We start from the raw sequence: 14187 nt of genomic DNA on the forward strand, positions 1-14187 counted from the left end.
GGAGGAGATTACTATAGGAACAGTTCAATTCGTCATGTTGGCTGATGATCCATCCACATTTGTGACCCGAGTTGTACCTTTTATCGACATTGAGCTTGCAGGAATTCCGGGTGACCGTCATTATGGTCTGCTTCGTCCGGCGGACTCACGTCAGAAAATCTACAAGCGTGGCACACCGATTGCGAATCGCCGCCAGATCAGTATTGTGTCTGAGGAAGAATGTGCTCTTATTGCTGAGAAAATGAACATTCCTGAAGTGCGTCCAGAGTGGCTTGGTGCCAATATACTGGTTCGTGGCATTGATCGATTGACGGAACTGCCTGCTGGAACGCGGCTCCTATTTCCAAACGGGACAGGGTTAATATGCGAAGGGGAGAACCTTCCCTGTGTACATCCGGGAAAAATGATTGAACAATTCTATGAACAGGACGGTTTGCGCAAAAAATTCGTGCCTGCGGCTCGCAAAAAACGTGGGATTGTATGCTCGGTTGAACGGGAAGGTGTAATTCACACGGGGGATACCATAGAAGTCATTCGCCTGTCCTGATTTTCAGGACAGGTTTCTAATTGATCAGCCCTCGGCGCTCACCATGCGGATGTTTAGAGTGTAGGTACTCCTCTGGTGTACTGCCAATAATGGACTTGAAATCTCGGATGAAATGGGATTGATCATGATATCCAAGATCCTGAGATAGCTTAATCAGGTCACAGTGAAGACCGCGGTCCATCCATTCTGCAGCATTTTGCAGACGATACAACTTGATTACCGTTTTGGGTCCGATACCCACATACTGATTGAACAGCCGTTGAAGCTTTCGGGTATGCATATTCCAATAAGAAGACAGATCATCCACTCTCAGCATCTCTCGGTTCTGTTCAATCTGTTGCACAATATCATGAACCATTCTCGCTTGAGCATCTTCAGCAGGAAGGTGTGCACACAATAGCTGGTCGATGTAACTGGTTTTATCCGCATCATCCCCCGCCCCAAGAAGCCGGTCTTCCAAGGACTCCGCTGTGACGTCAAGAATATTGGATACATTCATCGGTTGTCCGTACAATGAAGAAACAGGAACCCGAAGGAAGGGATAAAATCCTCCTGGTTTGAACTTCACGCCAAATACACGACCTTTCCCGCTCACAAGATAGGAGAATTTACGTCCCGATGGTCCGAAGAAAAACGTATTGTTCCGTTCCACAACCAGATTGACACAGGGGTTAGGCACGACATGTTGGGGATACGGTTCAAGTCCAGTCAGATCCCACGATACGATCCAGTAATGTTTAACAAAAGGGCGAAGTGCTTCGGAAGGAGCATGGCGTGTCAGTTGATATTTATGATCACCTTCATTCAGATTCAGCAGGCCCATACTTGGTCTGTCTCCTTGTTCTACCTGTTGCATCCGAATCATCCCTCCTGCTCATCTCACATTATTTAGGTTCTCTGAACAACAATGCCCGCACAGCAAAACGGGGTAAAATGAGTTGCCTGCGCCATCTCGAAGGTTGACTGAGGAGGCGATAGAGCCATTCCAGGTTAAGCTTCTGCCATATCGCAGGGGCACGTTTGGTTTTGCCAGCCACGATATCGAGACTGCCTCCAACACCTATGGCTACACGAGCGTTCAACTGGTGGCGATACTTGTTAATCCAGTGTTCCGCATGGGGTGCGCCAAGAGCCACGATAAGAAAGTCTGGTTGAGCAGTACGAATCTCTTCCACAATCTGTTGTTCCTCATCTGCCTGGAAATAACCATGGTGTCTACCTTTTACGATAACTCCGGGGTAACGCTGCGCAATGATCTTTACTGCCTGTTCACTGACGCTTTCCTCTGCTCCCAGCATGTAGAATGACCAGTGTTTTTGATCGCCTTCCTCCAATAAACGAAACAGCAGATCACAACCGGTTACCCGTTCGGTCAATTGTCCGCCCCGAAAACGGGATACCATCACAATACCGGCACCGTCAGCTGTGACCAACCCGGCTTGATCAACGACTTTGCGAAGAGAGGCATTCTTTTGACAGGACATAACAATTTCGGGATTACCTGTGATGACATGGAAGAGTTCATTGCTTTCCTGGTCTACGACTTTATCAAGGATCGCAACGGTTTGATCCATCGTTACATTGGGAAAAGGGATGCCCATAATATTCGTTGATTGGCTCATATCTCATTTCCTTTCTGATTCCATCCCATGAGTGAATGGGGAACAAGCTTATGCATGTGAAGTTCATGTATCATACTGTCAATCAGATTATCGAATGCATGTACGTTTGGATCATAGTCGTGTAACAGATACAGTTTGCCCGAACGGCCAATGGCTGTGACTGCGGAATAGTAGTATCCGGTTAATCCAAGACAATAACAATCTTCATTAGCGTATTTCAAGATCGAATGCATCTCTGTGGAACAACGTAGTGTCTCTTCAGCATTCGGAATAAAATGAACTTCATATTCATGCCAGGGGCTTTCAGCCAGCACTTCCCCGGAGATGTGGCTATAGTATTTAAAATATATAATTTCATCTATTCCCCAAAACTCTTCTAGAAACGATCGGGCAGCCGGAAATAAATCTGCGGATGTAGGGCACTGCTCTATGTATGCCGAGATGTCAACGCATCGGTTCTCATACCAACCCGCTTTCTGCAGCAACTGAATCATTTGTTGATAGGGTAACAATGAGGATTGTGACGTTCCAGTCATATTGAACAACTCCTGTTATTTCATTCCAGTTTAGTATATCTGATCTTCTGGGAAAGCACTATATGGGCGCAATCCATTTGGATTATGGTATTACATTCCCGAAAACATAAAGAGCTTATATTTTACCTGTTGTCGCGTTTTTACAATACGGCCTTTGGGGTATAACGATAGGATAGGAGTGCGAGGTTGGCAGATCGCTTATCCAATACATAAAGGGAGTGAGTCCATGGAACTGAAATATGAATTCTATATCAATGCAAGACTGGAAGAGGTGTGGAATGCTCTAATATCACCAGACGGCACTCGGAACAGCTTTTTCGGCAGCGAACTTCGCACCAATTTCCACCCAGGCCAGCCGTTTGCTTATGTAGGGCCGGGTAATGATGGTGCGGAGACTGTCCATGTGTATGGAGATATATTGGAATTTGAACCGTTGTCCAAACTTAGTTATCAGGAGCATCCCGGACCGTCGTACCATGCGAATCATGCCGAGCTTCAATCCAGAGTGGTCTTCCAGTTGGAAACTGTAGGTGAGTGTACGAAGCTGACGCTGATCAATGATCAATTTACAGATAACCATCCTTCCATTGCGAATGCACAGAGCAGCTGGTGGATGATTCTAAGCAGTATCAAAACTTGGGTGGAGACGGGGAAAACACTGAATTTCGGGTGGTAGCTGGTAAGAGGTAGTCATTTAAGATTTATTTTCATAAAAGATAAAGGGCAATTAATATAAGAACCAGTGCTGTTTCAGCGCTGGTTCTTATTTTTATACAAAATTAAGACCATTGCTCTACACTTAATGTCTGATAATGTCGAAATATATATCATATGAGCTAAGAGGAGAAATGAGCATGTTTCGTAAACGTACTGAATCGACCAAACACCTTCGTACAGATGCGCATCAGAATTTACTGGAGTATAGTCGTAAACTGGTAGCAAACGCAGAAAAGGGCAACTATGACGCATGGATTGAAGATGGCATTGAGTTTCAGGATACTGATGAAATAGCTAGTAATATCAAAAAAGCAGTACATATGATGAAAGCTCAGAACGAAGACGTGGAAATGCGCCTTAGAATGCTGAATCAGGCAATGAATGTGGGATTATGGGAATCAAAAATTGTTGCTGGTGATCCACTGGATAACAATAATATCGTCGCATTTTCGAATGAATTCCGCCAAATGTTAGGCTTCCATAATGCCAAGGATTATCCCGATTCATTTGCAAGCTGGGCCAAATCGATATATCCGGATGACAGACCCCAACTGGTGCAGGAGATTATGAAACATGTGAATGACACAAAAGCAACAACTGCCTATAACGTCATCAGCCGTATGATTACAAAAAGTGGAGAAATCCGCTGGTTCCGATGCCTTGGACAAGTCATCCGAAATCAGGCTGGAGTTCCGGTCAAACTTCTGGGCATCATGTTTGATATTCATGAGGAGAAGAGCAAGTCTGATGAGCTGGAAGCACTCGTCACCCGATATGATCTGGTTAACCGCGCCTTGGTGGAGGCACCGTGGGATATGACCGTTGTGGCTGGAGATGTAGTTAATCCGAACAATGAATTTTGGTGGTCACCCCAGTTCCGTAAAGAGTTAGGGTTTAAAGACGAGCAGGATTTCCCGAATGTGTTCAGCAGCTGGAGCAGCCGACTTCATCCGGAAGACCATGATCGGACGATCAACGAATTTGCCAGACATATGAACGATTACAGTGGTCGTACACCGTACGATCTGGATTATCGTCTGCAACGCAAAGACGGGGAGTATCGGTGGTATCACGCGGGTGGGGAGACCATTAGGGATCAGGATGGAGTACCACTCCGTGTAGCTGGAACCATTCGAGATGTTACCCATGAGAAGAATAAGGAACAGATCGTGGAAGCCATGAATCTGAAAACAAAACAATTGTCGGAGTCCATTGGCGAGATGGTACGTGGAATCAACTCGATTACCGATCAGGCACAGGATCTGGTGACTGCGCAGGAATTATCTGCCGATGCAGCCATTCAAGTGAAAAGCAGTGCAGATGATACGAAGAATATCACTGTGTTTATTCGAGAGATTGCGAGTCAGACCAATCTTCTCGGGTTGAATGCAGCCATTGAAGCCGCGCGAGCGGGAGAGCTGGGACTGGGATTTGGCGTCGTTGCAGGTGAAGTGCGGAAACTGGCTGATCACAGTTCGGAGGCCACAGTAAATATCGAAGATAGCATGCAGACGATGAAAACACTGATTGATCAGATTCTTGAGCACATCGGTAATATGTCCACGTTAACGCAAAATCAAGCTGCTCTGACACAACAGGTGAATGCTTCAATGGATGAGATCAACACCATGTCACAGGATCTGGTTAATTACTCGAGGAATCTATAATCTCGAAGTCGTTTGTTATAACATCACGATCATTGGCAACAACATCAACAAAAAACCACCGGGCAGCATTTCTGCTCCCGGTGGTTTTTTGTATTTCTATTTTATAGCTAAGATATATAGCTTCAGTTCAGTTATTGAATTAAACTTGTTGAACTTTGATCAGGTTTGTATTACCGGATTGACCGATTGGAACACCAGCGGACAACACAATGATGTCACCTTTTTCAATGTAACCTGTTTTAATTGCGTTACGCGTAGCCGATTCGAACATTTCATCCGTTGTTGTTACTTTGTCGCCCATAACCGGAATGACACCTGAGAGCAGGCAGATTTTCGCCAATACTTCTTCATGTTGTGTAACTGCGATGATTGGTGCTTTTGGACGATACTTGGAGATCATACGTGCTGTGAATCCACTCTCAGTCGAAGTGATGATTGCTTTTGCATTCAGTACGAGGGAAGAACTTACAGCGCCCTGACTGATAACTTCAGTAATATCAGCGATCTGTTGAGCCGATTTTTGTGCGAATTGCTCTTTGTAATCGATCATCGTTTCAGCACGGCGAGCAACAGCAGCCATCGTGCGCACGGATTGTACCGGATATTTACCAGCAGCTGATTCACCGGACAACATCACAACGTCAGCACCTTGAAGTACAGCGTTTGCCACGTCACTAACTTCGGAACGGGTAGGGCGTGGGTTCACTTGCATGGACTCCAGCATGTGTGTAGCTACGATAACTGGTTTACCAGCACGGTTACATTTATCGATCATTTCTTTTTGCATCATTGGTACGTCTTCGATCGGCACTTCAACCCCGAGATCTCCACGAGCTACCATGATACCGTCAGATGCTTCAATAATATCGTCCAGGTTCGTCATACCTTCCTGGTTTTCGATTTTGGAGATGATCTGAACGTGGTCTACACCGCGTTCTTTCAGAATGCTGCGGATTTCACGGATGTCATCACCTTTACGAACAAAGGATGCTGCGATAATTTCGATATCGTTTTCGATCCCAAATCCGATGTGCATAACGTCACGCTCGGTTACACCTGGCAATGTCGTTTTGATTCCTGGCAAGTTAACCCCTTTGCGTGGTTTCAGAATGCCGCCACTGATGATTTTACAATGGATATCGGATCCTTCCACAGACAGTACAGTCAGATCCACAAGGCCATCATCGATGAGGATACGATCGCCAGGTTTCACAACGAGGTTCAGTTCCGGATAGTTTACCGAGATACGCTCAGCGTCACCAAGAATTTCTTCGGTAGTCAGGATCAGCTCTTTACCCGCTTGCAGATGGCAGGATGCTTCTTTCAGTTTACCGATACGTACTTCCGGCCCTTTGATGTCCATCATGATCGGTATATAGGTGTTCAGTTCGGAAGCTGCTTTGCGGATATTATTAATCCGTGTAACGTGATCTTCCAGTTCGCCATGAGCCATGTTCAGACGGGCAACGGTCATACCTTCCTGAATCATTACTTTTAACAATTCGATTGAGTCACAAGCAGGTCCCATGGTACAAATAATTTTTGTTTTTAACATGCTAATTTCCTCCTCATATTTAAGCTTATATGTGTATTGTAGCGTTTTCTGTCGAATCAGGGTATGAACTATAGTACAATGATTAGAGTATAGTCCGATAATGAGGTGTGTTATGGTCACTCCACTTGAAGTACGACATATTAATGGTGTCGGTTGGTACGAAGAAGCTGTGCAATCTCAAGAAACTTGGCGGCTTAGCTTGGTTACTTATGGAAAATGTGTATATTGGGTGAACGGTGATAAACAGATCATGGAAAAGGGGGAATTGCTCCTCATTCCAGGTGGTACCCCATATTACGGCAAGAGTATTCCTACAGTAACGCACACACAGATTGTAATTCAATTGCAACGCGACCATACCGAAACTTTGCCTGCACTGGAACGGTATGAGGCTTTGCGGCATAAACCTGGATGTTACGAACTGATCCATCAACGCATGAGCGCTATTTATCAACAATGGCAGGAGCGTCCGTCTTATTATGTCATGATGAGCCAAGCCTTATTGATGGAAGTGTTGATTTATATGAACAGGGAGCTTGATCGTGGAGTTATCCCGCCGGAGAGGCATAATCATGTTGAACGGATGAAGCGATATATTGAGCGGCATTATCGGGAGAAAGTGACGAAGGAAGAACTCGGGGACGAGATCAATAAAACTCCCAATTATGCTGCCGCATTATTCAAAAGCATGACAAATCAGACCATCAGTCAATATGTCCATGATCAACGGATGAAACGAGCCATATATCTGCTTACCGAGTCACAACTCTCCATCCAGGAAATTGCCGAATTTCTCGGCTACCGGGATCTGTCTTATTTTTACCGCATATTCAAACGTATAACCGGAAGTCCACCGTCTGACCTTCTTCATGAACGACCACCTATAGCATGAAACGCGTAGTCCAACCCAAATAAAGTTCTTCTATATAAGTAGGTTTAATTAAATGAGTACAAAAAAAGAGGGCCTATGCCCTCTTTTGCTGTATAGCAGGATCATCATCCCACCTGTTACATCAATAAATGTCGTTATACATGACTGGTTGGGTTAGAAGCTGTGAGTGGCTGCTTGCCTTTTTTTCGTGCCTGCCCAAGACGAAGAGCAAAGACATGTACAGTCCAATACGCGGCCTCAGCAAACAAAATGCCGCCAGCGATGTCCAGCAAGGAATGCTGTTTTACAAACACCGTTGAAGCAATGATCAACCACAGCCATACCGACCAAGAAATCCGTGCCAAAGGTCTAAAGTTCAAGTGTCTGTTGATCACAATAAACAGCAAGTAGCTGGTCAGAACGTGAACACTTGGGAAACAGTTGAAGGGCGCATCATTGGTATAGATAAACTGTACTAACACGCTGCTCAGATCAGTTCCGCCGATCTCCGGGCGCGGGACATGGGTAGGAAACACCGCAAAACAGACATTGGCAGCCATGACACCAACATTATAGGTAATCAACGTACGCCAGAATAGCGACTTGTTCGTCAGACCCAGATAGAGAAATCCAAGATACAGAATGGGCATCCAGCTAATGTACGGATAAATAAATTCTTTGAGAAAAGGAATCTGTGTGTCAATCGAAGCATAATTGTAGAAGACATCACTTCCGGTGTTGCTGCCTAGAAATACGTAAATGGAGCCTTGGAGCGGTATGCACAGAATAGCCAGTAAATGCCCCCAGCGCTGAAAGAATGCTTTCATAGTATCCCCCTGATTTCATTATGCATTGTGAGTCTATCGTTATGGGTACTTCATAGATATAAGACGCTGAAGAGTCGCCACACCCCTGCAACTTTGAACTCTTGTAATACTATAATGGACAGATAAAGGTATAAGCCATACCTGATTTTAGGGGAAAAGAAGTCAGGATAAGTCTCTTTTTTGTTACTTTTATAGTTTTATCCATAATAGGAATATTAGATATACGGATATGTGATACAACTATATTGGCATATAAGTTCTTATGACAACGGAAAAAATATATGAAACGAGGTAGGCAAATGTATGATTAATGCGCAATTCAAGCCAAAACATTCCTTTTCCGAGCGCAAACCTGTGCTCACGGTTGTAATTATTGAGCTGCTTCTCCTGTTAGCCGTATTTGGAGCAGGGGCCATTGCAACGATAAAACAACTCGACTACACTTCCCCTGTACTCATTTCCTTTACACCCATCGCCATTGTTCTGATGATCTATCTGACGTTAAGGCGCAAGTGGAGAGAGACTGGCTTCCGATCTTTGCGAAGTATCCCAGCTGGCCATGCAAAGTATTATATTCCACTACTCCTTGTACTGGGTACACTTGCCCTGAAAGGATTTGGGGAGCTGAGCTTGTCACGGGTAGCCTTTTTAATCTTTTTTACCTTGCTCGTAGCTTTTGTTGAGGAAACGATCTATCGGGGGCTTATCTTCAAGACCTTGCTTCAAAAAAGTGCAGTGGCCGCAGTTGTGACCTCCAGCATCTTGTTTTCCATCACACATCTATTGAACGCATTGTCTGGTCAGGATACGACGGATACGATCATACAATTGATCTATGCGCTGCTCCTGGGAGCTGTACTGGCGTTATTGATGCTGAAGAACGGAAATATCGTACCGCTTATATTGTTTCATTTCATACATAATCTGATTCAATTTCTAGGGAATGATCTGGAGGACACAGGTACACTTCCTTACGATCTGTTTATACTGGCAGTACTGATTGCTTACTGTGCATGGTTAGTGTGGAGCATTCGAACAAATTCGTCTACTCCATCCAAAGGGAGTGAGCAAGCGAATACGGTTGTTCATTAAGGGTATTGCGGGTATTGCTTGAAAGTAGTTATCATACAGTTTCCCGTCAGCAGTTGGATCATGGTATACTTCAGTCTGGCGGGAAGACAGATATGTTCATGATACGAGGTCTGCCTATCCGTACATTAGATTCAGACAGTAGGTGATATTGTGGAGAAGACAGCACAAGGCGTAGCAGAATGGATGGTACAGGAGATTAAATTCACAGGAACACTTCATCAGGAAGCTGCCATAGAATATGTGAAGACCCATTTTGGTGAAGAGTTTGTTTTTGTGAACGAGAACGGCAATACATCATTGTCCAAAGAAGTGAAGAAAGCTTTCCGAAAGCTTCATCGTGGGCAGATCGCCTGGGATCGGGATGCATTTATGTGGGCATGGACATAGTGTGTTATACTGGAGTAAGATGATTCATTGGTTGTGTTGGATATGCATGTCAGAATGTTATATAAAAAATGTATAAGATGGATTAGATCTGCATATCCTTTCATAAGACCGTACATAAGCGGCCACACACATAAGTGTGATAAACCCTGTCCCCGCGCGTGTTAATAACATGTATTTCCAAAGCTGTTTGAAAAGAAAATACAAAGATTTGCTTTTTTGCTGAATTGGAGTTATAATAAAAACAAGTTGTAGAGAGTGGAAAACCTAATTCATATATTGTAAAGGGCGATCACTTATAGGTTTATGACTGGTACCTTTTTCAATGTGTGAATTTTTATTTGCTTGCTGCAAAGAACAAAGGAACATGTTAATTTTTATTTGGAGGTGTAATTCACATGCAAAACGGAACAGTAAAATGGTTCAACGCTGATAAAGGCTTCGGTTTCATCGAAGTTGAAGGCGGAGAAGATGTATTCGTACACTTCAGCGCTATTACAGGCGACGGCTTCAAAACTCTGGACGAAGGTCAACGCGTACAATTTAAAATTGTACAAGGAAACCGTGGTCCTCAAGCAGAAGAAGTTGTAAAACTGTAATTAAAGCATAGCTGCCTTTAACATGTTAAAATGGTAAAGGCAGCTTCTTTTTTTTGATCAGTTATATAAAAGTCGACCCATTAGTTGACGAGGCAGGAGTCCGGTGGGACGTGAAACTTCCGCTAAGTGTAGGCTTCTGTGAAATAACGTCGGTTAGATGTTTTTCCATAACAAAGGGGGTAGAAGTCATGTATAATCGCAAAAAACCGTTGGAAGAGATTCCACAAGCTGATGCGGCAATCTGGGAATGTACGAGTGATACGTGCAAAGGATGGATGCGGGACAATTTTGCGTTTGATAACGTACCTACTTGTCCGATATGTGCTTCTGAGATGGTCAGCACGACTAGGATGCTACCATTGCTTGAGAATTCGAATAGTAATCTGAAAACGATGCCTAAAGGAAATCGGATTTAACATAGCTTACCCGCCTCTAACGAGGTGTTTTTTTTTAAGATCAAACAGACACCCTGTGCGAAGGTAAGGGTATTAAATATGAAGTTCCCGGCATTCGTTTTGGCGAATGCCTTTTTTTGTATCATTTTTTAACAGAAAATATATTGTAATTGACGTGAATCGTATGAAAAAGATAAAGACCCCTTTTGCTATAAGCAAAAAGGGTCTTTGTTATGACTACAATTTTACCACGATCAGAATGGAATTTAGATGAACAGGAATGGCAGCAGAAACAATGTTGTTACCAGAGCCAGATCGATTCCCGCTCCATAGCCGTAACCCCCACCGTATCCTCCGTAACCATACCGACCGTATGCCGAAGATTTAACTTTTTTTGTTACAACAGCGTTTTTCTTGCTGCTTTTCACAAGCTGCTGTTTGGATTTGACTGAACACAGCCGTGGTCCTTCGAAACACCCGTTCAAATAAATTTTGCCATCACGACATTGACTAAGCGTACCATACATATGCTTACCGTCGTTCATAACGAGACAAACGGAACGTCCAACGTGCGGAGAAACCGTTTCTTCACATACCCGATTAATTCTGTACATGCAAATCCTCCTCATTAGATGCGGTTGCCGCTTGAATTCAACGGTTTGTATATCATAGTAAAAAGAAGAGCAATTGGTATGGACGAGTACCCGGAAAATCGAATGGGGAGGAGCCGTTTTTGAATCTACTCCATACACTGGGAGAAGTGAGGAGGGGATGTCGCGTGGATTATCATGACATGCTGGCTCGGTTAGGGGAGGGAAGTGCCCATCCTGGAGGATTTTTGGCAACACTGAAGTTGCTGGATGGCTTATCTCTGCCTGTGAGTAACCATATTCTTGAGATAGGGTGCGGCACTGGGAGGACTGCGTGTTACCTGGCTAAAAGTGGATATCGGGTAACGGCGATTGATCTTCATCGCAATATGCTGGATAAGGCAGTTAGGAGAGCGAGACGAGAACAGGTGGATGTTCAATTTGTTCAGGCTGATGTAACATCGTTACCTTTTCCGGAAAATCATTTTGACGTGGTATTTGTGGAGTCGGTCACGATCTTCACCCCATGGCGGAGTGCACTTGCTGAGTATAGAAGGGTGTTGAAGCCCGGAGGACTTTTAGTGGATCGGGAGATGGTTCTATCAGGCCAGAAGACCGAATTGATGTGTCGCAGGTTAAAGCAATTTTACGGTATACAAACCCTGGTAACGGCCACAGCATGGAGAAAACGCCTCAAGCAGTGTGGTTTCACCAAGGTAGAGGTCAAAGAACATTCGCGATCCATGGCAAAATGGAGCGTTGATCATGATCCACATCGCGAGATCGATATGAATTGGTTTGAGGATGAACGTATGCAGCGAATGAGTCAAACCAATGATCGTTTGCTCGCGAAATACGGCAAAAAGTTGGGATATGCTGTTTTTGCGGCTAGGGCACCGTTGGAGGTCAAAAAGGAAAAATAGGAAAAATAGGAAAAAGACAACTCACACAATCGTGTGGGTTGCCTTTGGTTTGTTTCGACAGAACGTACTACAACATATCGTTGTCGATAATCCGCCAGTGGTGTTTGAGCAGGGCTTCCAGTTGGTTCTTATCTTTGGCTCGAAAAGCACTTAAAATTTGCCGGTGCTCTTCATTAACTTCGAGCAGTACCTCAGATAGCTTTGGTTTATTATCACTAACATAAGATTGCCGGATGAAACTGTTCTTCAATGTGTTTAACATCTCAATGACTGTTGCATTACCACATCGCTGAATGTACAGATTATGGAACTGATATTGGTTTTTGTTGTAGGCAGCAAGATCAAGCTGGTTGATATCTTCGTCCATTCGAACAACCAGAGTTTCCATCTCCAAAAGTTCAGATGGTCTGAGGTGGTCTGCTGCAAGTGTGGCAGCAAGTGCCTCCAGCACACCGATCGCTTGGGAGAATTCCAGTTTTTTGCCTGCATCAAAAGGAGTGACAATAAATCCCCTGCGTGGGATGTATTGCAGCAGATTGTCTGAAGCCAGCTGGAAAAGCGCCTCCCGAGTAGGTGTTCGACTGATGTCCAGCTTTTTGCATATCTCGGCCTCGTTGATCTTCTGGTTGGGAAGCAAGGTTCCGTCCTGGATCTTCTGGGCAATGTAATCGTATACGTGATCTTTCAAGGACCGGTATTTGGGTACCTCCATACCGAATCCTCCTTTCTATGTATAGTGAATAAATAGATGGGTGTGAGGCCGTACTGTACGCGCCGTTCAGGAGTTTCAAGTTTTTATCATCTTAACACCGAGGGGGAAGTTGGGCAAGCAAACTTCATGTTTCAGCCGATGTAAATGCTATGTTATATATAGCACATTTTATGGAATTAAAGCGTATAAATGTTTAAATAATGATTGTGATAAACCAGAATGTTTGTTAGTATTACTTACATATAAGTCCATATATTGTCTTATGTATATTGTATACAAACCATTATGTTACTCATTCAAAAAAAGAATAGGGGTATGATGTGTGAAAAAAGTGCTTTTGCCAATGATGCTGTTGTTAGTGGTTGTATTCATGTCCGCATGTGGGCAGGAAAAAACGACAGAGACCGGATCAGACGCTACTTCGTCTTCGGGCAGTAGCTCTGCGGAAAAGGAAGTCATTGTACTTGGAACCAGTGCGGACTATGCACCCTATGAATTTCATAAGAAAATTGATGGTAAAGATACCATTGTAGGTTTTGACATCGAGATTGCCAAAGCAATTGCGGCTGATCTGGGAGCCGAGCTGAAGATTGAGGACATGGACTTTGATGGCCTTCTTATGGCCCTTGGTACAGATAAGGTTGATTTTGTGATATCAGGCTTAACCCCTACCGGAGAACGAAAGAAGAATGTTGATTTTACGGATATCTACTATTATGCAGAGCAGGCTGTACTTGTTAGAGAAGGGGAAGGTATCGCATTAAAGTCCATAGATGATCTATCAGGCAAACAGGTTGGCGTGCAAAAGAGTTCCATTCAGGAAGGGATTGCTCAGGAAATAGAGGGAGCAAAGCTCACTTCTCTGGCCAAAATACCTGAGCTGATTCTGGAGTTGCAGACGGGACGTGTAGACGCGCTCATCCTGGAGAAGCCGGTGGCTGAACAGTATGTGAATAACCAAGAGGGGCTTGTTGTTGCAGGTGTGGAGGTTGAACAGGCTGAAGACGAGGGTGGTTCGGCCATCGCGGTGAAGAAAGGTAATCAGAAGCTGCTGGATCAGATCAACACTACATTGGAAAAGCTCAAAACAAACGGAGATATTGAACGGTTCGTCGTTGAAGCGAATGAGATGCTCGGCGAATAAATCGGA

At 44.2% G+C, this 14187-nt stretch carries 17 protein-coding genes; 10 read left to right on the forward strand and 7 right to left on the reverse strand.

Translation table 11 applies throughout. The features are described 5' to 3' along the window. Nucleotides 1-34 precede the first annotated feature (34 nt). Nucleotides 35-547, forward strand: a complete 513-nt coding sequence (locus NST38_RS01545; RefSeq protein ID WP_076254906.1) for an MOSC domain-containing protein — start codon at nt 35-37, stop codon at nt 545-547. Nucleotides 548-563: 16 nt separating this feature from the next. Here NST38_RS01545 and NST38_RS01550 read toward each other — a convergent pair whose 3' ends face one another. The 3 genes from NST38_RS01550 to NST38_RS01560 are packed head-to-tail and all read right to left on the reverse strand — an operon-like array spanning nt 564 to nt 2705. Then, nucleotides 564-1403, reverse strand: coding sequence for a helix-turn-helix transcriptional regulator (locus NST38_RS01550; protein WP_076254908.1), 840 nt, complete (start codon nt 1401-1403; stop codon nt 564-566). Nucleotides 1404-1431: 28 nt separating this feature from the next. Continuing rightward, the gene (locus tag NST38_RS01555; protein WP_076254910.1) at nt 1432-2169 is read right to left on the reverse strand and encodes a WecB/TagA/CpsF family glycosyltransferase; all 738 of its coding nucleotides are present in this window, start codon (nt 2167-2169) and stop codon (nt 1432-1434) included. Then, entirely contained in the window at nt 2166-2705 is a 540-nt protein-coding gene (locus NST38_RS01560; RefSeq protein ID WP_076254912.1) for an SUKH-3 domain-containing protein, read from the reverse strand. The genes NST38_RS01555 and NST38_RS01560 overlap by 4 nt, the downstream gene beginning before the upstream one ends. A gap of 226 nt (nt 2706-2931) precedes the next feature. Here NST38_RS01560 and NST38_RS01565 point away from each other — a divergent pair, with 226 nt between their 5' ends. After that, a complete protein-coding gene (locus NST38_RS01565) occupies nt 2932-3381 on the forward strand; it encodes an SRPBCC family protein (RefSeq protein ID WP_036607973.1) in 450 nt (149 codons plus the stop codon). 178 nt (nt 3382-3559) lie between these two features. Beyond that, nucleotides 3560-5089, forward strand: coding sequence for a methyl-accepting chemotaxis protein (locus NST38_RS01570; RefSeq protein ID WP_076254914.1), 1530 nt, complete (start codon nt 3560-3562; stop codon nt 5087-5089). 139 nt (nt 5090-5228) lie between these two features. Here NST38_RS01570 and pyk read toward each other — a convergent pair whose 3' ends face one another. Beyond that, the gene (gene pyk / locus NST38_RS01575) at nt 5229-6644 is read right to left on the reverse strand and encodes a pyruvate kinase (RefSeq protein ID WP_036607968.1); all 1416 of its coding nucleotides are present in this window, start codon (nt 6642-6644) and stop codon (nt 5229-5231) included. A 112-nt stretch (nt 6645-6756) separates the two neighbouring features. Between pyk and NST38_RS01580 the strand changes: the two genes are divergently transcribed. Then, nucleotides 6757-7536, forward strand: a complete 780-nt coding sequence (locus NST38_RS01580; protein ID WP_036607966.1) for a helix-turn-helix transcriptional regulator — start codon at nt 6757-6759, stop codon at nt 7534-7536. A 134-nt stretch (nt 7537-7670) separates the two neighbouring features. Here the strand turns inward: NST38_RS01580 and NST38_RS01585 are convergent, their stop codons facing one another. Further along, a complete protein-coding gene (locus NST38_RS01585; protein WP_076254917.1) occupies nt 7671-8342 on the reverse strand; it encodes a phosphatase PAP2 family protein in 672 nt (223 codons plus the stop codon). 303 nt (nt 8343-8645) lie between these two features. Here NST38_RS01585 and NST38_RS01590 point away from each other — a divergent pair, with 303 nt between their 5' ends. The 4 genes from NST38_RS01590 to NST38_RS01605 all read left to right on the forward strand — a co-directional run bounded on the left by NST38_RS01590 (nt 8646) and on the right by NST38_RS01605 (nt 10833). Beyond that, the gene (locus NST38_RS01590; protein WP_341343764.1) at nt 8646-9434 is read left to right on the forward strand and encodes a CPBP family intramembrane glutamic endopeptidase; all 789 of its coding nucleotides are present in this window, start codon (nt 8646-8648) and stop codon (nt 9432-9434) included. 150 nt (nt 9435-9584) lie between these two features. Further along, nucleotides 9585-9821: a DUF6953 family protein gene (locus NST38_RS01595; protein WP_036607962.1), complete on the forward strand. Its 237-nt coding sequence runs from the start codon at nt 9585-9587 to the stop codon at nt 9819-9821. Between the two features lie 395 nt (nt 9822-10216). Continuing rightward, nucleotides 10217-10417: a cold-shock protein gene (locus tag NST38_RS01600; RefSeq protein WP_017691122.1), complete on the forward strand. Its 201-nt coding sequence runs from the start codon at nt 10217-10219 to the stop codon at nt 10415-10417. Between the two features lie 188 nt (nt 10418-10605). Beyond that, nucleotides 10606-10833 (forward strand): cold-shock protein, encoded by a 228-nt coding sequence (locus NST38_RS01605; RefSeq protein WP_017691121.1) that lies wholly within the window; start codon nt 10606-10608, stop codon nt 10831-10833. A gap of 245 nt (nt 10834-11078) precedes the next feature. Here the strand turns inward: NST38_RS01605 and NST38_RS01610 are convergent, their stop codons facing one another. Further along, nucleotides 11079-11426 (reverse strand): hypothetical protein, encoded by a 348-nt coding sequence (locus tag NST38_RS01610; RefSeq protein WP_036671929.1) that lies wholly within the window; start codon nt 11424-11426, stop codon nt 11079-11081. 164 nt (nt 11427-11590) lie between these two features. Between NST38_RS01610 and NST38_RS01615 the strand changes: the two genes are divergently transcribed. Continuing rightward, nucleotides 11591-12325: a class I SAM-dependent methyltransferase gene (locus NST38_RS01615; RefSeq protein ID WP_341343765.1), complete on the forward strand. Its 735-nt coding sequence runs from the start codon at nt 11591-11593 to the stop codon at nt 12323-12325. A gap of 67 nt (nt 12326-12392) precedes the next feature. Here the strand turns inward: NST38_RS01615 and NST38_RS01620 are convergent, their stop codons facing one another. Further along, nucleotides 12393-13037: a GntR family transcriptional regulator gene (locus NST38_RS01620; RefSeq protein ID WP_341343766.1), complete on the reverse strand. Its 645-nt coding sequence runs from the start codon at nt 13035-13037 to the stop codon at nt 12393-12395. Nucleotides 13038-13359: 322 nt separating this feature from the next. Here NST38_RS01620 and NST38_RS01625 point away from each other — a divergent pair, with 322 nt between their 5' ends. Further along, nucleotides 13360-14181: a transporter substrate-binding domain-containing protein gene (locus tag NST38_RS01625; protein WP_341343767.1), complete on the forward strand. Its 822-nt coding sequence runs from the start codon at nt 13360-13362 to the stop codon at nt 14179-14181. Nucleotides 14182-14187 lie beyond the last annotated feature (6 nt).

It is taken from the genome of Paenibacillus sp. FSL H8-0104 (genome assembly GCF_038050215.1).
GTDB classification, from domain to species: Bacteria; Bacillota; Bacilli; order Paenibacillales; family Paenibacillaceae; genus Paenibacillus; species Paenibacillus amylolyticus.